Below are 20,022 nucleotides of genomic sequence, written 5' to 3'. Positions count from 1 at the left end.
TGATAGCGTAAATGCTTCTTTAATCCTAACTATAGTTGATAAACTATATGGTATTAGCTGATATTAACCGGACATCCGCATGGCTAAAGGTGGTACAGTTATTTTTTGCACATCCGCTGTTGTTATATGGGCTGTTGTGTCTATATCGTCAATAGTAGCAAATGCGGTCAGCGAGGGCGGCTCAATGACACTGGTCAAAGGTTTGCTCGCTAAGTTTGGATAGTCTTGTCTATAATGACCGCCGCGACTCTCCATACGCTGATAAGCAGACTGAATAATTAAAGTCGCTAATTCAAGCTGTCTGGTTAATTGAAAATATGCCAGCTCATGTATGTTCGTGGGGCTGTCATTTTTAATGATATTTTGTTGTCCAAGCTCAGTACTGGCAAGCGAATCTTGCCACTTTTGTATTTGGGTTAGTGCTTGCTCTAATTGACTGGCGCTACGGGTGATACCCATATTGGCTGTCATGAGTGCTTTTAGTGCAGCAGTAATTTTGGTCATGTCCACCTCAGAGCCAGATAGCTTGTCATCCTTATCATCATTGTCATATTCGGAGGCTGTAAATAACGTATCAGTCAAAATAATTGACTGCGCATCTGTGAGCGTAGGCACTGACCAAGATTCAATGACGGATTGATTTATGTCACGATAAGCATCATTATTCATCTTCTCTGCGTTTGCTAAACGGGCGACATACTGAGGCAAGTGGGCTGCAATATGGCGACCAACCACCACGCACTCCAACAACGAATTACTTGCTAAGCGATTTGCTCCGTGTAGCCCCGTATAAGCCACTTCACCAGTCGCATAAAGTCCTGGTACATCCGTCAATCCATTGGCATCAGTCACCACGCCGCCACAACTATAATGCGCCGTCGGGGCAACTGGAATAGGATCTGTCGTGATATCAATCCCAAGCGTTAATAGCGTTTGGTAAATCTGCGGGAAATGCGCTTTTACAAAGTCTGTGGCTAAGTGACTGACATCAAGATGCACGTAGCCAAGTCCATTGTTATTAATCTGTGTGGCTATCGCCCGAGCAACGATATCGCGCGGCGCTAACTCCGCCCGTGGGTCTACCTCTAACATAAAGCGGACCCCAGTTTGCGGACAATAGAGTCGTCCCCCTTCACCGCGCAGTGCCTCAGATATCAAAAAGCTGCTGTCATCTAGCGCTAAGCCTGTTGGGTGAAACTGAATGAATTCCAAGTTTGCCAAGCGGCAGCCTGCTTGCCATGCCATCATCACGCCATCACCGACGCAGACATTAGGCGCGCTGGCACGCTTGAATAATTGACCCAATCCACCACTAGCCAGTACCACTGCACGACTATGAAAGGTGAGCGGGCGCCCATTGATATGATCAAAGACAAGCGCGCCTCGGCAATGCTTAGCATCGCTACCATCTGTAAAAAAAGGCTGACTGCTCGTTATAGGCAATGTCAGTAACTCAAGCGCTTCATGATAAGTCAAGATAGTGATATTGGTAGCAGCTTGTACTTTGATGGTCAATGCATCCATCACGTGTCGACCCGTCGCATCGTCTGCATGTGCCACGCGTCTACAGCCGTGACCGCCTTCTTTTGTTAAATGCAAGTCGCTGGTCTGTAACTGAGAGAAATCCTGTGCGTCTATATTATCCAAAGCGTTAGGTGAGTTCTGCGTAAAAGGGACACCTTGCGCACATAGCCACTGAACCGCTTGCTGTCCTGCACCCAAGATACGGGCAGTATTGTCAGGTGTGCAAAGCCCTGCACCAGCCACTAAGGTATCAGCAACATGGTCAGACACAGAGTCATCTTTGTCTAGGCTAGCGGCAATGCCGCCTTGAGCATAGTGACTTGAGCAAACCTCAAGCGCCGCTTTACTCAAAACCGTGATATTCAGTGACTTTGGTAGCGATAACGCTGTACTCAAGCCTGCCAGTCCAGCGCCAATGATAAGGACGTCAGTTTTGACAATATGGCTCATGCGACTACTCCTATAGTTATCAGGAATACAGTTATCAGGGATGGTGGTACGGGTTTGATTGGCTGAGTGCGGCTGACTCATGCTAGGCTGCCCCAACATTGGCAAACAATGCACGGTCTTGGACGATATCGCCACTGGCGGCCACACGTTGCTTTTGTGATTCAGCAAAATCAAGCATGCGTTGTAAGGGTTTTCTAGCGGCGGCGGCAAGCTCAGGCGTAATTAGTACCTCACCGCTGTTATTGGTCAAGCATTGCTCGATACCTTTTAGGCCATTCATCGCCATCCAAGGACAAAAGGCACAGCTCTTACAGCTCGCGCTTTCACCAGCGGTAGGCGCGGCTAAAAAGCGTTTGTTAGGTGAGTGTTTTTGCATTTCATGCAATATGCCGAGGTCAGTTGCAACGATAAAGGTGTCAGCATCCATCTCATACGTTGATTGCAACAGTTTACTGGTTGAGCCAACAACATCAGCAAGTGCCACCACGCTATCGGGCGACTCAGGATGTACCAAGACCTTGGCTTCTGGATGTTCGGCTTTTAATTGCAGCAATTCAGTGGCTTTAAACTCATTATGCACGAGGCAAGACCCTTGCCAAAGCAGCATATCTGCACCCGTCTCACGAGCGATGTATTTGCCCAAATGACGGTCAGGTCCCCAAATGATCGGCTCACCTTGCGCATGCAAATGACGGACGATATCGATACCGACCGATGATGTCACAACCCAGTCGGCGCGCGCTTTTACCGCGGCGCTGGTATTGGCATAAACGACCACGGTACGCTCAGGATGGGCATCACAAAATGCGGAAAACTCGTCAGCAGGGCAACCCAAGTCGAGCGAACATTCTGCTTCTAAATCTGGCATGAGCACGGTTTTTTCCATACTTAAAATCTTTGCCGATTCGCCCATAAAGCGTACACCCGCGACGACTAGAGTCTGGGCGCTATGAGCTTGTCCAAACCGTGCCATCTCAAGCGAGTCACCGACGCAGCCACCTGTCGCGAGGGCTAAGTCTTGAATAAAAGGATCGACATAGTAGTGTGCAACGAGTACGGCGTTATTGTCTTTTAAGAGTTTTTTGATGTTCTCTTCAACCACCAAACGCTCAGCACGTGGCAAATCTGTTGGTATTTTTGCTCTGGCATAGTCGATGTTCATTTGAGTAGCAATACGGTTGTCGGTACTCATGATGGGTGCGTCGTAAGGATAACTTTTCATAATGGCAACCTCTGTTGGCGCTATAGTGATAAATGGGTGTGCTAAAACAAGATGTTTGGTTAAATAAATTTAATTGGTCTTTAATTATGCTCATTTTGAGTATAAATACAAGTGTTTTTTATAGGTTTACTGATTTATTTCCTCTGTTGTCATCATTTATTCTTGGTTATGTGATAGAGATTCTCTAGCATGTCTCTGCACCATCTTTGATAGTAGAAGGACCAGTTTGATGTTGTCTGATTACAACGCCAGACTATGATATTTCAAGATTCACGTTATACTGAGTCTTATTATTATCAGCATTGATAGTCCACTCATCACACTTTATACAGATAGGATAATCCCCTAAATTATGACGTTGTCTTATTCACATGCGCACCAGCAAGGTAGCGGCACGACAGAAGTGGTTGCCGTATTGGTCGCGATTACCGATCATATCGCTCGTGTCCTAACCGTTGACCAAGGTAAGCTGCTGCCAAATGGGCCGCTTATGCCATTACATCGCTCGCTACAGGCAGGCGTGCGTCAATGGGTAGAAGAGCAAACGCAGCAACCGCTTGGGTATTTGGAGCAGTTATACACCTTTGTCGATACCAACAGACGTAATGTTGATGGTCATGCATTGGTGTACGTCAGCTACCTTGGTTTGGTACAAGAAACTCAAATGCAGGCATTGCAAAGCCAAGCGCTATGGCGAGATTGGTATGATTATTTCCCGTGGGAAAATCATTTGGATGGTATGCCCAGTATTATTACCGACTTTATCGTTCCTATGCTCTTAGAGTGGGCAGATACCGCCGAAGACTCTATTGCCCGGCAGCGCCGGCGTCAGCGTATTGGTTTGTGTTGGGGACTTAGCGAAGAGTTTTTGACAGATAGCGAGTTCATAGAAACTGAACCAGTTGGCGATAAGGCTGATGAAAGCACAGAATGGATCGCAGAGCATGTGCTGCTGCGCTACGAGATGCTGTATGAAGCAGGACTGATACCAGAAGCGCCCAATTATCCGCCTAATTACCAAACGGTTGAGCTGCCAAGCGACTGGTCTCAGCGTATCGGCATACCGATGTATTACGATCATCGCCGCGTGATTGCCACCGCTATCTCCAGACTACGCGCCAAGATTGAATATCGACCGCTTATCTTTGGGTTGATGCCAGATGTGTTTACTTTATCCCAATTGCAGCAAAGTGTTGAGGCCTTATCAGGCATACGCTTGCACAAACAAAACTTTCGCCGTTTGCTGGAATCTCAGAATCTTGTGATGGAGACAGGAGAGAGTAGTAGTGCTCAGCGTGGTCGCCCCGCCAAACTCTATCGTTTTCGCCATGATATCGAGCTACAAAGCTTATTGATGGACAGCAAACTTCCTAAGCGTAAATAATTGCTACTAACAAATACAGCTAGATCAATTTCATATAGAAATCGACTTGCTCAATAAAAACTTTTTCACCTTCCCTTGCAGGAGCGTCAACTTTACGCTATATTTATGCTCATTTTGAGTTTAAATATTTAGACGTTTTTATTCATATTACGCCTACATAAGGGTCAAACATGACAATTGAAAAAGAGCCAGTATTGGATGACGTATTGCTTAAACCTTTGGTAGAAGATGCGCTAGCGGAAGATTTGGGCAGGCGTGGTGATGTCACCTCGCAAGCCACTATCCCAGCAGATATGCAAGCACAACTGCAAATTAAGGCGCGGCAATCAGGTGTGATATGCGGTATGGATTTGGCGCGGTTGTCTTTTGCCTTAGTTGATGCAAACATTGAGTTTGTGGCTCAAGTGCAGGATGGCGAAACAGTCGCCGCTGGTGCCGTATTGGCTACTGTAAAAGGTAATGCACGCCATCTGCTCACAGCAGAACGTACAGCATTAAACTTCATGACGCATCTTAGCGGTATTGCGACCGCGACCCGCCAGATCGTCGATAGCGTGGCGCAATATCCGGCACAAATTACTTGTACGCGTAAGACTATTCCAGGTCTGCGTATTGTACAAAAATACGCGGTACGCTGCGGTGGCGGTCGCAATCATCGTTTGGGACTGGATGATGCGATTTTAATCAAAGACAATCATATCGCCATTGCCGGTGATATAAAGACGGCTATCGAGCAAGCGCAAAACTTTGCTGGGCATCTGATTCCTATAGAGGTTGAAGTCGATACACTAGAGCAATTAGAGCAGGCGCTAGAGGCGGGTGTGAGTTTGGTATTGCTAGACAATATGTCGCCAGAAATCTTATCGCAAGCGGTGGCTATGTGTAAAGGTCGCGCAAAGACTGAAGCATCCGGTGGTATTACGCCTGAAACGGTACGAGCCGCCGCCAGTACAGGGGTTGATTTTATCGCGATGGGCTACCTAACGCACAGTACTACCGCTTTGGATATTGGCTTAGATTTTAGTGCATAGGCCATCAATTATTTCAGCTTAACCTGAGCCGCCGCTTTTTATATTCGCTGGATTTCTCGCCAAGATGACATAGAAGGGTAACCGAGCAAAGTTAATGATTTAACTCGCTTATCTGCCTATGTTACAATGCTATTATGAATTGCCTATTGGGTCATCGTCGCACTCGCACGATGGCCTTATCTTTTTGCACCAGTGGTATCAATAGACAAGCGAGCGCTCAGTGAATACTGAAATTATCAAGATAATCCTAGCCTTTATGGTATTGATCAATCCATTTAGCGCATTGACGTTGTTCTTGGATTTGACTCGCGGCTATTCGATGAACAATCGACGCAAAGTTGCGCGTGTTGCTTGTCTGACCATTTTTATCACCATCAGTTTTTTTACGGTGGCGGGTGAGACCTTACTAAAAGCACTAGGTATCTCTATCGGTTCGTTTCAACTGGCGGGTGGGATATTGGTGTTCTTGATTTCATTAAATATGATGAACGGTGAAGGCAACCCTGTTAAGCCTGATCAAGAGAACTTCGATGTCGACCACGTGCAAGATGCACCGCCGACGATGGCCTCAGCAGTGGTCCCCATTGCGATACCGATGATGATTGGACCAGGTGGTATTTCTACCGTTATTATTTATTCCTCGCAAGTGTCAGGTATATTGCAGTTGTCTGCCATCATCATTGCAGGTCTGTTAATCAGTATGTTCTGCTATTTGGCATTGATGGCAGCAGGACGTATCAGCCGCTTGCTCGGTGATACTGGTCTTAACATCATGAGCCGAATCATGGGTATGCTATTGGCAGCCGTGTCTATCGAGATTATCGTTAGCGGTCTGCGTACGCTGTTTCCTGCTTTAATCTAAGCTATTTATTCTGTCTATAATATTGAGCATTTAAAATCCTAATAATTGAGTTAAGAGGCCGTATCAGATAGCTGATAATGGCCTCTTAATTTAACGCCTAGCGCTTCTTAGCTTTGATACAAATGCCAAGCCAAATACAACATCAGTAGTCCTACCAGCGCATCGAGTATGTTCCATGCTTTTGGCTTTTCAAATAACGGCCTCAGTAAGCGTGCACCGTAACCGAGCGCAAAAAAGAAAAAGAATGAGGCGCTAATTGCCCCAATGGCAAAGGTAAGTTTGCTAGCAGCGCCAGTTGAAACCATCCCAACGAGCACCAATGTATCTAAGTAGACGTGCGGGTTTAGCCACGTAAAGCCAAAGCAGAGCAGCAGCGCTTTTTTTAAGCTACTCACCACTTGTCCCTCGACCGTCAGCGCATGAGATACGCGCACACTGGCATACAAACTCTGTAAGCCATAACCCAACAAAAATAAAACCCCTGCTATTTTTGCAATATCGATCACATGCGGATAGCGTGCGGTGACCGCACCAAATCCACCAACGCCTGCTGATATCAAGAGCGCGTCGCTCACCGCGCAAAACAGGCAAACAAAAAATATGTGCTCGCGCTTAAGGCCTTGTTTGAGTACAAAGGCATTTTGAGAACCAATGGCGATGATGAGCGATAACCCAAGCAAAAAACCAGAGAGATAATCGGAAGTATTCATAATACGGGGCTTAGCATTGACAGAGTAAGTATGGAGGGTAGGAATGTTGACACTTTGCGTACTGGCAGGTCAGCAAAAACCTGTTAAGATACGCTATTGAATGAAGGTATGCAATATGAGCACAGATTGCAGGTATCGAACGAGGGGCAGAGCAAGTCATGGTCGTTAGTTTGACAAGAATGCTAAAGTCATTTGGGCAAGCGCAAGATGACCTACCAACGCTAGCTGCCAACAATGCGCAGGAAATAGGTGCCAGTCAGCACATGGATAATGATAGTGATAATGTCGATATCCATCATAATAATGACGGCACTCAATCAAATCACGAGCGTGCTGCATTAACGCCACCTGAGCGGGTAGACCGTATACGTGATGCATTGGCGCAAGTGAACGATATTCACTCATCAACCCCGCTGACTGATCGCTATTTGTCCAATCGCGCCCAAATGCAACCGACCAATAGACCACCTTTTGATCCAGATACCTTGTGGTATCTCAAACATGGACGTTGTCCGATTATGACTGAGCTTGTTGATGTGGTTGATGAGGCCACCCTAAACGCCATGCCCATCGAAGCCGTTGCGATATTAGACCGTATCAATGGCAAGCTAAAACGCTATCGTGAGTGGAGTAGTGAGCTAAACGAGCAACAGCAGCAGCAACATAATGAACGTCAGTTTGTCATTGACAAGCTCGTGTCCGAGAGCATCCCAGAAGCGCTACATCATTACGAGCAGCTGCAGCGCTTTAGTCCGCATCGCACCAAAAACAATATGGTTCAGGGAAAAATGACCGCAGGTGATATGTTGACCGATTTGTTTTTAGAAGTTGATTATGAGCTTGATGAGCTATTAGATGAGCTGCATCAAACCGTTTTAAATCGTCTTGCCTCAACCCATCGTTATGTCAAGAGCCGCACGCAAAGCTAGCGTATTTTATAAAATAAAAGGTTATCCAAAAACAGTGCAGACTCAATGTATAACAATATAGGGCTTTAATAGAGCCTTATTTTTTTGTTTAATAAAACCAATGCCAAACAATAAGACCGATTCTCAAATAAGAAGGATGCTCTGATGACCCAAGTGACTGCCATGCTAGTGATGTTTGTACTATACGGAGTGCTACCAGCCGCTGGGTTATATCTGGGGTATCTCGGTATCAAAAAAGTTACGGCACCCAAAATGCTGGAATATACTGCCATGCCGCAACTGGGCTATATACCAGAGAAAAGCTTGCCAGCTGATGTCAAAATTGCACTTGAGCAAATCAATCGAAAAGGCAAAAAACTCCGCTTGATTTATGGCGATACCAATAATGACGGCAAAATAGACGATAAAGACACCATCAATGAAACCTATATCATGATCCAAAATTTGATGGATAAGCACATCCCGCAAGCCGTGGCAGACTATCGCCGCTTGCATGATTTGGATGTGACAGATGGGGCGCGTGCCGATACGACCAAAATCAAGCATTCAGATGTCACTGGTAAACAAGCATTGTTAGAAGTACTTAAGACGATCAACACACAGTTTGATGACTTACTCAATGCCTCATACCACGAAGATGGGCAAAAGCTGCTCGCGACCAATCGTTATCTGCAGGTGCGTTTTGATCATCCAAATGCAGAGTCAACAATGCAGCCATTGGATCGTCTCAATGAGAATACACAGGCTATCGAAGCACCGACATCAAACAGCGCTGCTACCCATAATGCCGTCAACAAAATCTCTAATACCAATAATACTGATGTGAAAATTGAGCAATAGATGACATCAAGCGGTGTGTGCCAACGCGGCACAATACGTAGGGTTGAATGATGAGTAGCGAGCAGTCATGAGTATATTAATAGGTGTCGGCATCGTCACAACCGTCACGACCTTTTATTTGGGTAAAAAAGCTTGGTATGCGCTACACAAGGCAGTTGGCATTACCCCAGGTGTACTCACTTATCAAGATGATAGGGCGCCGCTGTCATTGTCTGTGCTAAATTGGCAGCAGCTTAATGTAAACCAAAGTCACTTAAAAAGCTTATCAGATGAGCAGCTACGGCAATTACAACGGATAGATAAAAAAGTGAGTAGCTACCAAGCCTATCAGCATGCCATACATACGCAAAACCAAACGCCAGCGGTGACAGAACAACAGTTTTTATTGAATAAAATGCTGCAAACCAGACTCCCTGACATGCTAGCCAGTCATCATCATTTCATAAGCTTCAATACCAATGACAATGGTGTGCGTGATGAGAAAAAACTTGAAGCCGATGCCTTATTGCAAAAAATGCTAGACAATATCGAGCAGCGTTTGGATGGATTGCTGGCACAAATAGAAGGACAGCATCTACAGGACCTGCGCGTGATGGATCGTTATATCGACAGTCATGATCAGTAGAAGGCAACACTCAGTTTTTATACTGGATATAAAAGTCGGACATAAAAAGCGGCCAAAGATTTATAATCTTTGGCCGCTTTTTATAATGAGTCTGAGACTATAAGACTCTTAAGGGTAGCGTGAATTAGCGTTTGTTATTGCGATCACGGGTGTTGCGTGTCCCGCGACTTGCAGGGCTGGCGCTACTTTTAGGCTTTGCGCTGCTTTTACGGTTGTCGCTACGCGTATCTATGCGACGTGCCTTAAGCGGCTTATTTTTGATACGCTCTTGCTTCTCTTTGGCAGCGCCGTGTAGACCTGTACCGTAGCGTGGGCGTAAGCTTACCAAATCTGTTAACGTATTGATCTCTTTTTTATCAAGCTCTAAGAAACGACCAGTACGCAATTCTTTTGGCAAAGAAATCGTGCCATAACGTGTACGTAGTAGACGACTGACTTTTAGACCTTGAGACTCGAATAAACGACGTACTTCGCGGTTACGACCTTCTTTGAGCTGGACGTGATACCACTTGTTAACGCCTTCGCCGCCGCCTTCTTTGATATCGTCAAACTGTGCCATTCCATCTTCTAGCATGACACCAGCGGTCAAGTTGCGAGCGATATCAGGGGTGACCTCACCCAAGACACGTACCGCATATTCACGTGTGACTTCACTTGATGGGTGCATCAAGCGATGCGCCATTTCACCGTCATTGGTAAATAACAATAGACCAGTTGAGTTGATATCTAGGCGGCCAACCATCACCCAGCGGTCATGAGTCAGTTTTGGCAAACGCTCAAACACAGTAGGACGACCTTCTGGGTCTTTTGCTGAGCAGACTTCACCTTCAGGCTTATAATAAGCGATCACTCGGCGACGCTTCTCATTTTCGGCGGTGTATTTGATCTGACGACCATCAACTCGAATCTCATCACCTTGCTGCACGCGATCACCAATGGTTGCAGGCGCATTATTGACAGACACGCGGCCTGATCTAATGACTTCTTCCATCTGACGGCGTGAACCTAGCCCCATACGGGCTAGCGCTTTTTGCAATTTTTCATCTTTCATCTGAAGCTCCTTGAGTCGGTGGGTTACATTTCTCAATGTAAAAAAATAGAGCGCCTATTCTACGCTATTTTAACAAAATTAGCACGTAAACAACTGCTTACTGTCGATGATGACTCAAACCAATATTTATTAGAAAATTCGCGTTTGGGTTATCTATTTTAAGAAAGAGTGCTCTAAAAAGGGTAGCGATAGCCGTGTTGTTTTTTTAAAGACGGTAAGAGAGCTATCTACAAATACCTCTTCTCTTGCCAGTCACTTATTAAAAAGCGTATCAATATTTTGGCTTTATCTTACGCTAGGATTTTGCCGCGTACACAGGTACAATATTATTATTAGTCAAAGGTTGACGAAGCAAAAGACAGGCATGCAAAGTACTTGCGCGCGCTGTCTTTATTTTTTATATCGTACCCTCTATTGGAGTTACTATGTCTATTGCCCAAGAGTCTGCTACCGTTTTGGACGGCAAAGCACTTGCCAAACAAATAGAACAGGATCTACGCGCGCGCGTGGATACGATCAAGGATAAGACTGGGCGCACCCCAAGCCTTGCAACGATATTGGTTGGTGATGATCCAGCCTCTGCCACTTATGTCCGTATGAAAGGCAACGCCTGTCGCCGTGTTGGTATGGACTCGATACGCGTTGAGATGCCAAGTGCTACCACCACAGAGCAGCTCATGGCCAAGATAGATGAATTGAACAGCAATCCAGATGTGCATGGCATTTTGCTACAGCATCCCGTCCCTGAGCATATCGATGAGCGTGCGTGCTTTGAACAGATCGACTTGGCAAAAGATGTCGATGGCGTGACGTGTCTTGGCTTTGGTCGTATGGCGATGCAGCAGCCCGCTTATGGCTCTTGCACACCGCAGGGCATTATGCACCTATTAGAGCATTACAATATTGAGCTTTCGGGTAAAGAGGCGGTCGTAGTCGGGCGTAGCACCATTTTGGGTAAACCAATGGCGATGATGCTATTGAATGCGAACTGTACGGTGACTATCTGTCATTCAAGAACGCAAGACTTAGAGTCTCATATTAAGCGTGCCGATATTGTAGTTGGTGCTGTGGGTGTGCCTGAGCTGATCAAAGCCGCGTGGATCAAATCAGGCGCAGTAGTCGTTGATGCAGGTTTTCATCCCACCGACAATGGCGGTGTTGGCGATATCGAAATGCAAGGCATGGAAAACATTGCTAGCGCGTATACACCAGTGCCAGGCGGTGTCGGCCCAATGACCATCAACACGCTTATTCGCCAGACAGTCGATGCGGCTGAAAAATCAGCAGGTTTGGGTATTAACTAAAAAGATAGTCATGTGAGTGCTGATTGCCGATAGATAAAGGGGCCTGATTGATAGAGTCAGGCAAATCAACCACCTCTTCGTTGATAGGATCTAAAAATGGCTAAAAAAGACGTAGGTATTCATGAGCGACTACAAGGTATTGGTAGAGAGTTTGTCGATGTCTGTCATTACGTTATTTTATTTTTAATCAGTGTGGTGGTGGTCTGGACGGCAGGTAAAGAGTTCATTTATATTGTCCAAAAAGGCTCAGCGGATCTAAAAGATATTTTGATGCTGTTCATTTATCTTGAGCTACTCGCTATGATAGGGATTTATTTTAAAACCCATCGATTGCCCGTACAGTTTTTGATATTTATCGCCATCACCGCATTGTCGCGACATCTGGTCGTTGATGTGCAGGCAGTGTCAGATTATTTTCATCTATGGCTATTGGCAACGATCTCTGTGGCAATCATGCTATTGAGTGGTGCTATTGTCATATTGACTTGGACGGCAAAAACCTTTGGTCGTCCAGAGGACAATCTTGATAGACAGTATGCAAATTTAACGGTCAATGCCATGCTGCCTGACAATGCGCAAGCTCCAGACAGCCATACCAAGCACCGCCGTGAGTAATAAGGCACAATCAGCACAAAAAAGGGCTACCACTGGTAGCCTTTTTTTATGTATGAATGAGTTATCACAACCATTTGAGTTTCTTAAAGTTGTAATACAAGAAGCTACACAACGCGATGATGATAATCATAATAACGAAGTAAGCGTGTTTCCAATGCAGCTCTGGCATAAAATCAAAGTTCATTCCATAAATGCCAGCGATAGCGGTTGGGACGGCAAGGATACCCGCCCAGGCGGCAAGTTTACGAACGACTTCGTTCTGTCCCATATTGACCATGGCCATATAGGTATTCATGACCACACTTAGCATCTCATTCAGACCGTTAATGGCATCCAATGAGTGCAAGAGGTGATCATTGACATCACGGAAATATGGCTTGGCTGCTTGAGAGAAGCCAGAGACCATTTCGCTCTTTTTATGATTGATAAAAAAGCTACAGATATCTTGCACAGGTAAGATAATGGCACGCATATGTACCAGCTGTGACTTGAGCTGATATAGGTTTTTTAATGTGCCTTTATCGAACTCATAGGTAAAGACATAGCGCTCTTGCTCCCGCAAATATCGACCCAATCGATCGGTGATTGGCATATAGTTATCAACGATAAAATCAAGTATGGCGTGTAGCACAAAAATAGGGCCCATACGCAGCTTTTCGGGGCGGCGGTGACAGTGCTCGCGTACAGGGGCATAAGAGTTTGATGGACCATTACGAATCGTAATCAGATAGTTTTTGCCCATAAATATCGCAGTCGTACCATAACGAATGACATTGTCTTCGAGCTTGGCGGTACGTAGCACCACAAAGACCATATCATTGTCATAGTTTTCGACCTTGGCACGCTGGTGATCGGCAAACGCATCTTCAACCGCCAACTCATGCAGATCAAAAGCGTCTTTGACTTTTACCATGGTTTCTAGGCTTGGGTCGTAGAGACCGAGCCAAATAAATTGACCGTTATTGCTAAGAGCACGGCTCACATCGGTAAGTGCCACTTTATCTAGACGTTCGCCGGTTTTACGCGAGTAAGCGTAGCAATTAACCACCTCATCTTTACTTGATGAATCAATGTCTTCGTAGCGCTCAGAATCAGGATCATAGACCGTCATGGTCTCAATAGTGTCCTCAGTTGTGGCATCAACGTCGCCATAGATATAGCTGTCATCATCATCTAAATAGAGATGCTTGTCATTCATTGTGGCATAGACATGACTCATGTTGGAGTTGGGGGTAATATGAGCCGTTTTTTTGATTAATTGGTTATTGTCGTTTTCCATACACCCTCCTGTCATATCATAAAAACTGCAATAACCTAAACGGGTTTTAAGCGCAGCTACTACTCTTTATTGTTTTTAGCTACGAGCCACCTTTTACAGCGCATAGCTTTTTAGTGTGTCGATGTCTACCAGTGCCAAGAGGCTCTCATGACAAGCTTCTAACTTAATCTGAGGTGCAATATCAAAGTCTAGCGCTTCAACCCAGCGTAGTGCGCAGATACACCAGTAGTCACCAGGCTTGAGACCCGCAAAATTGTATTCAGGCAAAGGGGTGATAAGGTCATTGCCACGACTGGCTGAGAAGTTTAAAAACTCACTGGTCATCTTGGCACACACGGTATGTTGACCGACATCATGATTGCCCGTATGACAAAAGCCGTTACGATAATAGCCAGTAATGGGATCAAAGCAGCAGCTGGCAAGCGCTGTACCTAAGACATTGGTCTGGTTGATGGCAGGATTTGGGTGGTAATCAGATGACATAAGGCTTCCGAGATAAAAATATGGGTTAGTGTACCACGAGTATGTGCCAAAAACCCTGCTGTTAGGGTACTCATCAACCTCTATATAACAAAAAATAAACGCTAGTAGAATCCACCGAATACTGAGACAAATAAGGGCTCATTAGTTACTGCATTGACCGCGCTAATAAGCTGTAGGCAGACATGAATTAGATGGCGATTGTGGCTAATTGTCACTAGGCGAACCTTGAGTGCTATGCTAAACTAAAGCATAAAGTGCCTTGATTATTTGTCGCAATTTTTTAGCGCATAAAGATACTCGTCTTATCATTCCAAATTATACTTATTATTTACCCTTTAGCGGTTACCTGGTTTGTTGATAAATAATTGGGTCAATGATGTTGCGCGTTAAAAATAAACACCCATGGCGTCAATACTTGGTAAAACAACCTTTGAGTACCGCCTCATTACCGCGTTTTTGGTCAGCGATACGCCAAACAAGGATTTATTGTGTCTGTTAGTTCTGATTCTGCAAAACCTGCCCAGCGAAATTCTACAAATGAAACGACTCAGTCTGCTAAGAGCAGCACTGCCTCTAATGGTATGCCTTATTTGAGCAATTTTGGCAGCGACGTTGCCAATAGTTGGTTGTTGCCTGATGGTGTGGTTGATGTCTTGTTTGAAGATGCTCATAAGCAAGAGGTGCTTAGGCATCAACTGATTGAGCAGCTAATCACGCATGGTTATCAGCTGGTTTGCCCGCCGATGATTGAATTTACTGAATCTTTGCTAAGTGATGCATCTGAAGATCTTAAGCGCCAAACCTTTAAGATTATCGATCAGCTGACTGGTCGTTTGATGGGTGTACGTGCAGATATTACCCCGCAGATATTGCGTATTGATGCGCATCATGGGGGGATGGGCATTGCACGCTATTGCTATGTGGGTGATGTGATTCATACCTTGCCATCAGGTTTATTTGGCTCACGAACCCCGTTACAGCTGGGCGCTGAGATATTTGGCTGTGCATCATTGGCAGCAGATATTGAGCTAATAGATGTGCTATTTACGATGGTCAATAACTTAAACATCAGTGCCGCTCTCCATATTGATTTGGGTCATGTGGCAATCTTTAAGCGCTTAGCCGAATTGGCTGAGTTGCCAGAGGTTGCTACTGAGCAGCTGATGTACTTATACGCCAATAAAAACCTACCAGAACTAAAGCGCGTCTGCCGAGACTTGCCAATGGGCGATGATTTTTATGTGTTGGCACGCTTTGGTCACGATATTGCAAATCTACTGACCAAATTATCAAATACCGCGCAGCAAGACGATCAAATCGTAGCGGCTGTCGATGAGTTACAGCGTCTAAAGTCATATTTAGAAACGCAATGGCAGTGCCCAGTCAGTATCGATGTGACAGAACTATCAGGCTATCATTATCACACAGGTATTGTGTTCAACGGCTATATCAATAGTGAGACGCAGCCCTTGGTACGTGGGGGTCGTTTTGATGGCATGCAAAGCCAGACGCAAACACTACGCGCGGCCACAGGCTTTAGTATGGATGTCAGCCGCTTGCTGGCGCATACGCAGCTTGATGCACCAACCACAGTACTAGTTGACTTTGCTGCTATAAATAATGCCAATGAAGATGAGATGCAGACACTCTTACAACAAGTTGAGAGTCTACGTCAGCAAGGCTATCGCGTTACCATGCCGCTCGACGCACAAGACAGCCCAAATGATGTCACTCATCGCTTGGTTTTTGCTGATAATCAATGGCAACTGCAAACGGTTTAATGAGTCATTTGTGAAACACACGCGCATCAAGCACCAGTTATTAAAACGCTATGTTGTTCGTTAGATAAAAAGATACAGTCAATAAAATCATTTTAGTTTTTCAACTGTTATTGCACACACCTCAATACATAAAGGTAAGGATTGATCATGGGTAAGAATGTTGTAGTCTTGGGTAGCCAATGGGGCGACGAAGGTAAGGGTAAAATCGTTGATTTACTTACCGAAAAAGCCTCAGCAGTAGCCCGCTTCCAAGGCGGTCATAATGCTGGTCACACGTTGGTTGTCGATGGCAAAACCACGGTCTTGCATTTGATTCCATCAGGTATCTTGCGTGAAGGCGTCACTTGCTTTATCGGTAATGGCGTGGTGTTAGCACCTGACGCACTACTAAAAGAGATGAAAGAGTTAGAAGACAACAACGTACCAGTACGTGAGCGTCTACGTATCTCTCCCAACTGTCCACTTATCATGCCTTATCACGTAGCACTTGACCAAGCGCGTGAAGCCAAGCGTGGCAGCGGCAAAATCGGTACAACAGGTCGCGGCATTGGTCCTGCCTACGAAGACAAAGTCGCACGCCGTGCGATCAAGCTTGCTGATTTGTTCCGTGAAGATCTAGAAGAAAAGCTACGTAACTTGATTGAGTATCACAACTTTCAATTAACTGAGTACTATAAAGTTGACGCGATTGACTTTGATGAGACGTACAAGCTCTGCCAAGAGTGGCGCGATGAGATTAATGGCATGGTTACTGATGTCACCGAAGACCTTAACCAATTGCGTCTGGCTGGCAAAAACCTAATGTTTGAAGGTGCGCAAGGCACGCTACTTGACATCGATCATGGTACTTATCCGTTTGTGACCAGCTCAAGCGTAACCGCTGGTGGCGTGTCAACGGGGACAGGTATCGGTCCATTGTACTTAGATTATGTATTGGGCATCACCAAGGCTTATACCACGCGTGTTGGTAGTGGTCCATTCCCAACCGAATTGTTCGATGATGTTGGTGCTCACTTAGCCAAAGTCGGTCACGAGTTTGGTGCGACGACTGGTCGTGCGCGTCGCTGTGGCTGGTTTGATGCTGAGGCATTACGCCGTGCAGTGGTACTGAACTCTATGTCAGGTATTTGCTTGACCAAGCTTGACGTACTAGATGGTCTTGAAGAATTGCTCATTGGTGTGGGCTACAACCTGCCTGAGACTGAGTGTGCCGGCGCACATGATGCTGAATTCTATGAGTCAGTAACGCCTAAGTACGAAACCATGCAAGGCTGGAGTGAGTCAACCGTCGGTATTACTAATTATGACGACTTACCAGAAAATGCGAAAAAATATATCAAACGTATCGAAGATTTGATCGGTTGCCCAGTTGACATCATCTCAACGGGCCCTGATCGTGAAGAGACTATCGTGTTGCGTGATCCATACGATGCGTAGTTTTTAAGGCTACTGTGATGCAGTAGTCTGTAGTATCAATAAAAAAACCTCAGTGCTAAGCATTGGGGTTTTTATTCTTATTAAAGCTTGTAGTACGACTTATCATTGATGCTGACTAAATTTGCTTCTATACAAGTTATAGTCATAAATTAACCCTATCATTTATAGTCTTAATCATTATAATAGGCAGCAATCCTATGTTGGCGCTCAGGTTTTTGATTTGATGAATCATGAGTTGGTCAAATCAGTCCATATCCAACATTGCGGCCAAAGACAAAACAAAGCATTAACCCTTTGACTTTTACCGAGTTTATTATTTATTAGGAGCTTTTCATGGCTAACGAACGTACTTTATCTATCATCAAACCTGACGCAGTTGCTGGCAACCACATCGGCGCTATCTACAGCCGCTTTGAAGACGCGGGTCTAAAAATCGTTGCAGCTAAAATGCTACAACTTGATGATGAAAAAGCAGGCGGTTTCTACGCTGAGCACGCTGAGCGTCCATTTTACAATGATCTAAAATCGTTCATGATGTCAGGTCCAGTATTGGTATCAGTACTAGAGGGCGAAAACGCAATCGCTAAACATCGTGAAATCATGGGTGCAACTAACCCAAAAGAAGCGGCTGAAGGCACTATCCGTGCTGATTTTGCGAGCAGCATCGACGAAAATGCGGTACATGGCTCAGATTCAGCTGAATCAGCGGCACGTGAAATCAGCTACTTCTTTAGCGATAACGAAGTATGTGCACGTAAGCGTTAATAACAATAGTTATTAATAGCAGCGATTATTAGCATACTGATTGCTCATAATTGCTTTTGCAGGACGGCTTATATCTTATGGGTATAGGCCGTTTTAATTATTTGATAACAGTCAATGTCGATTATAATAAGGCAATCTAGATTGAAATTATGAAAAGATTCCCTCATTATTGGTTTTAACTAGCGTTATCAATCCCTTATCAGCATGTTTTTGTGCAATATACCAAAAATGCGCTTATAACGGATTGCTCATGCATTCATGCCATACGTATGTATGGCAACGCTCATATCAATAATTGCCGCGCTTATTTGAGCGCACGCAAAAAGGTTACCTATTATGTCAACTGTTCAAGCACCAACCCAGCACATCCCTACCAAGCTTACTGATAGCATTAGGCTGGTGGATGAGGCGTATGCCAAGACCAATCTGTTGGGCATGACTCAAGCACAGCTGTCTGATTACTTCAAAAGTATCGGCGAAAAGCCGTTTCGTGCGACTCAAGTCATGAAGTGGATCTATCAGCATGGGGTGACAGACTTTGAGAAGATGACCAATCTAAGTAAATCATTGCGTGATAAATTGTCGCTCAATGCTTGTGTGGTACCGCCAAAGGTTATCCATCGTCAATACAGCGATGATGGTACGCGTAAGTGGGTGTTTGAGGTAACGGGCGGTTCACTGGTTGAGACGGTATTGATTCCAGCTGATGACAGCAAACTCAATGGCCGCAAAACACTATGCGTGTCCTCACAAGTTGGCTGCGCACTCGATTGTAGTTTTTGTAGTACAGGCAAGCAGGGGTTTGAGCGTGATTTGAGCGCCGCTGAGATCATTGGACAGCTGTGGGTGGCCAATGCTTCTTATATGACGGACGAAGATGAAAGCTTAGAGCACGTCGATCATAGTTTGTGGGAAAATAACGTCACCAATGTTGTGATGATGGGGATGGGCGAGCCGTTACTGAATTATAAGCCTGTGGTGGGTTCGATGGAGGTGATGCTAAGCGATCATGCTTATGGCTTATCAAAACGCCGTGTGACTTTATCTACCTCAGGGGTGGTGCCAAAAATGTATCAGTTGGCGCAAGACATCGATGTGGCACTAGCCATCTCGCTACACGCGCCAAATGATGAGCTGCGCGATGAGCTTGTGCCTATTAATAAAAAGTATCCGTTAGATGAGCTTATCGCTGCGGCAAAAAATTATGTCTATGATGTCAATCCACGTCATAAAAAGCACGTCACGATTGAGTATGTGATGCTGGATGGCGTCAATGATAGCAATGAGCATGCCAAGCAGTTAGTGGCGTTACTAGACGATCTACCAAGCAAAATCAACCTGATTCCGTTTAACCCGTTCCCGCATGCGCCGTATGACAAATCAAGCAATAATCGTATTCATGCGTTTAGTAATATATTGAGTGAAGCAGGCTTTGTGTGTACCATTCGCCAAACGCGCGGTGATGATATCGATGCCGCTTGTGGTCAATTGGTCGGACAAGTGGCTGACCGTACCAGACGCTCGGCTGCATGGCAACAAAGCATCAAAGATCGTGAAAGCGTTTCATAATCTACTTGTACGACACGCTAATTGTCTGCTTGGCATAAAAGCTTAGCTGTCTTTTATCTGTCGCAACGGTAATGAAAATGTATCAATAACGACAAAGATTGAATAACATTGCAATTAATCACAACTAAATTGTACTTATAGGGGCTAAATCTATTAAACTG

The 20,022-nt window shown here is 45.2% G+C and carries 18 protein-coding genes; 12 read left to right on the top strand and 6 right to left on the bottom strand.

The window, feature by feature from the left end:
* Window positions 1-63: 63 nt before the first annotated feature.
* Both nadB and nadA read right to left on the bottom strand, forming a co-directional pair.
* Entirely contained in the window at window positions 64-2,055 is a 1,992-nt protein-coding gene (gene nadB, locus L0G63_RS00620) for an L-aspartate oxidase (RefSeq protein WP_367618343.1), read from the bottom strand.
* 1 nt (window position 2,056) lies between these two features.
* The gene (nadA, locus tag L0G63_RS00615) at window positions 2,057-3,196 is read right to left on the bottom strand and encodes a quinolinate synthase NadA (RefSeq protein WP_301448908.1); all 1,140 of its coding nucleotides are present in this window, start codon (window positions 3,194-3,196) and stop codon (window positions 2,057-2,059) included.
* A 352-nt stretch (window positions 3,197-3,548) separates the two neighbouring features.
* Here nadA and L0G63_RS00610 point away from each other — a divergent pair, with 352 nt between their 5' ends.
* From L0G63_RS00610 to L0G63_RS00600, 3 genes are all read left to right on the top strand, one after another.
* Window positions 3,549-4,580, top strand: coding sequence for a hypothetical protein (locus L0G63_RS00610; protein ID WP_301448907.1), 1,032 nt, complete (start codon window positions 3,549-3,551; stop codon window positions 4,578-4,580).
* A 170-nt stretch (window positions 4,581-4,750) separates the two neighbouring features.
* Window positions 4,751-5,611, top strand: a complete 861-nt coding sequence (gene nadC / locus L0G63_RS00605) for a carboxylating nicotinate-nucleotide diphosphorylase (RefSeq protein WP_301448906.1) — start codon at window positions 4,751-4,753, stop codon at window positions 5,609-5,611.
* A 220-nt stretch (window positions 5,612-5,831) separates the two neighbouring features.
* The gene (locus L0G63_RS00600) at window positions 5,832-6,473 is read left to right on the top strand and encodes a MarC family protein (protein ID WP_301448905.1); all 642 of its coding nucleotides are present in this window, start codon (window positions 5,832-5,834) and stop codon (window positions 6,471-6,473) included.
* Window positions 6,474-6,580: 107 nt separating this feature from the next.
* Here L0G63_RS00600 and L0G63_RS00595 read toward each other — a convergent pair whose 3' ends face one another.
* On the bottom strand, window positions 6,581-7,183 hold the full coding sequence (locus tag L0G63_RS00595; protein WP_301448904.1) for a LysE/ArgO family amino acid transporter: 603 nt from the start codon (window positions 7,181-7,183) through the stop codon (window positions 6,581-6,583).
* Window positions 7,184-7,362: 179 nt separating this feature from the next.
* On the opposite strand from L0G63_RS00595, the gene L0G63_RS00590 reads away from it, so the two are divergent.
* From L0G63_RS00590 to L0G63_RS00580, 3 genes are all read left to right on the top strand, one after another.
* Window positions 7,363-8,112: a hypothetical protein gene (locus L0G63_RS00590; RefSeq protein ID WP_301448948.1), complete on the top strand. Its 750-nt coding sequence runs from the start codon at window positions 7,363-7,365 to the stop codon at window positions 8,110-8,112.
* Between the two features lie 144 nt (window positions 8,113-8,256).
* A complete protein-coding gene (locus L0G63_RS00585) occupies window positions 8,257-8,952 on the top strand; it encodes a hypothetical protein (RefSeq protein ID WP_301448903.1) in 696 nt (231 codons plus the stop codon).
* Window positions 8,953-9,019: 67 nt separating this feature from the next.
* The gene (locus L0G63_RS00580) at window positions 9,020-9,577 is read left to right on the top strand and encodes a hypothetical protein (protein WP_301448902.1); all 558 of its coding nucleotides are present in this window, start codon (window positions 9,020-9,022) and stop codon (window positions 9,575-9,577) included.
* A 124-nt stretch (window positions 9,578-9,701) separates the two neighbouring features.
* Here L0G63_RS00580 and rluB read toward each other — a convergent pair whose 3' ends face one another.
* Window positions 9,702-10,628 (bottom strand): 23S rRNA pseudouridine(2605) synthase RluB, encoded by a 927-nt coding sequence (gene rluB, locus L0G63_RS00575; protein ID WP_301448901.1) that lies wholly within the window; start codon window positions 10,626-10,628, stop codon window positions 9,702-9,704.
* 425 nt (window positions 10,629-11,053) lie between these two features.
* Between rluB and folD the strand changes: the two genes are divergently transcribed.
* Both folD and L0G63_RS00565 read left to right on the top strand, forming a co-directional pair.
* Window positions 11,054-11,932, top strand: coding sequence for a bifunctional methylenetetrahydrofolate dehydrogenase/methenyltetrahydrofolate cyclohydrolase FolD (gene folD, locus L0G63_RS00570; protein ID WP_301448900.1), 879 nt, complete (start codon window positions 11,054-11,056; stop codon window positions 11,930-11,932).
* Between the two features lie 96 nt (window positions 11,933-12,028).
* Window positions 12,029-12,547 (top strand): phosphate-starvation-inducible protein PsiE, encoded by a 519-nt coding sequence (locus L0G63_RS00565; protein ID WP_105245016.1) that lies wholly within the window; start codon window positions 12,029-12,031, stop codon window positions 12,545-12,547.
* Window positions 12,548-12,611: 64 nt separating this feature from the next.
* Here L0G63_RS00565 and corA read toward each other — a convergent pair whose 3' ends face one another.
* Window positions 12,612-13,826 (bottom strand): magnesium/cobalt transporter CorA, encoded by a 1,215-nt coding sequence (corA, locus tag L0G63_RS00560; RefSeq protein ID WP_301448899.1) that lies wholly within the window; start codon window positions 13,824-13,826, stop codon window positions 12,612-12,614.
* A 93-nt stretch (window positions 13,827-13,919) separates the two neighbouring features.
* Window positions 13,920-14,309, bottom strand: coding sequence for a DUF2237 family protein (locus L0G63_RS00555; RefSeq protein ID WP_058024362.1), 390 nt, complete (start codon window positions 14,307-14,309; stop codon window positions 13,920-13,922).
* A 488-nt stretch (window positions 14,310-14,797) separates the two neighbouring features.
* Here L0G63_RS00555 and L0G63_RS00550 point away from each other — a divergent pair, with 488 nt between their 5' ends.
* From L0G63_RS00550 to rlmN, 4 genes are all read left to right on the top strand, one after another.
* Window positions 14,798-16,090 carry an ATP phosphoribosyltransferase regulatory subunit gene (locus tag L0G63_RS00550; RefSeq protein WP_301448898.1) on the top strand — a complete coding sequence of 431 codons (1,293 nt, stop codon included), beginning with the start codon at window positions 14,798-14,800 and terminating at the stop codon, window positions 16,088-16,090.
* Window positions 16,091-16,237: 147 nt separating this feature from the next.
* Window positions 16,238-17,527, top strand: coding sequence for an adenylosuccinate synthase (locus L0G63_RS00545; protein WP_277077604.1), 1,290 nt, complete (start codon window positions 16,238-16,240; stop codon window positions 17,525-17,527).
* A gap of 333 nt (window positions 17,528-17,860) precedes the next feature.
* Window positions 17,861-18,292, top strand: coding sequence for a nucleoside-diphosphate kinase (gene ndk / locus L0G63_RS00540; protein ID WP_301448897.1), 432 nt, complete (start codon window positions 17,861-17,863; stop codon window positions 18,290-18,292).
* 336 nt (window positions 18,293-18,628) lie between these two features.
* Window positions 18,629-19,861: a 23S rRNA (adenine(2503)-C(2))-methyltransferase RlmN gene (gene rlmN / locus L0G63_RS00535; RefSeq protein WP_301448896.1), complete on the top strand. Its 1,233-nt coding sequence runs from the start codon at window positions 18,629-18,631 to the stop codon at window positions 19,859-19,861.
* Window positions 19,862-20,022 lie beyond the last annotated feature (161 nt).

It is taken from the genome of Psychrobacter sp. (assembly GCF_030454045.1).
In the GTDB taxonomy this organism is placed as follows: domain Bacteria; phylum Pseudomonadota; class Gammaproteobacteria; order Pseudomonadales; family Moraxellaceae; genus Psychrobacter.
This window is presented reverse-complemented; position numbering and strand designations above follow the sequence as displayed.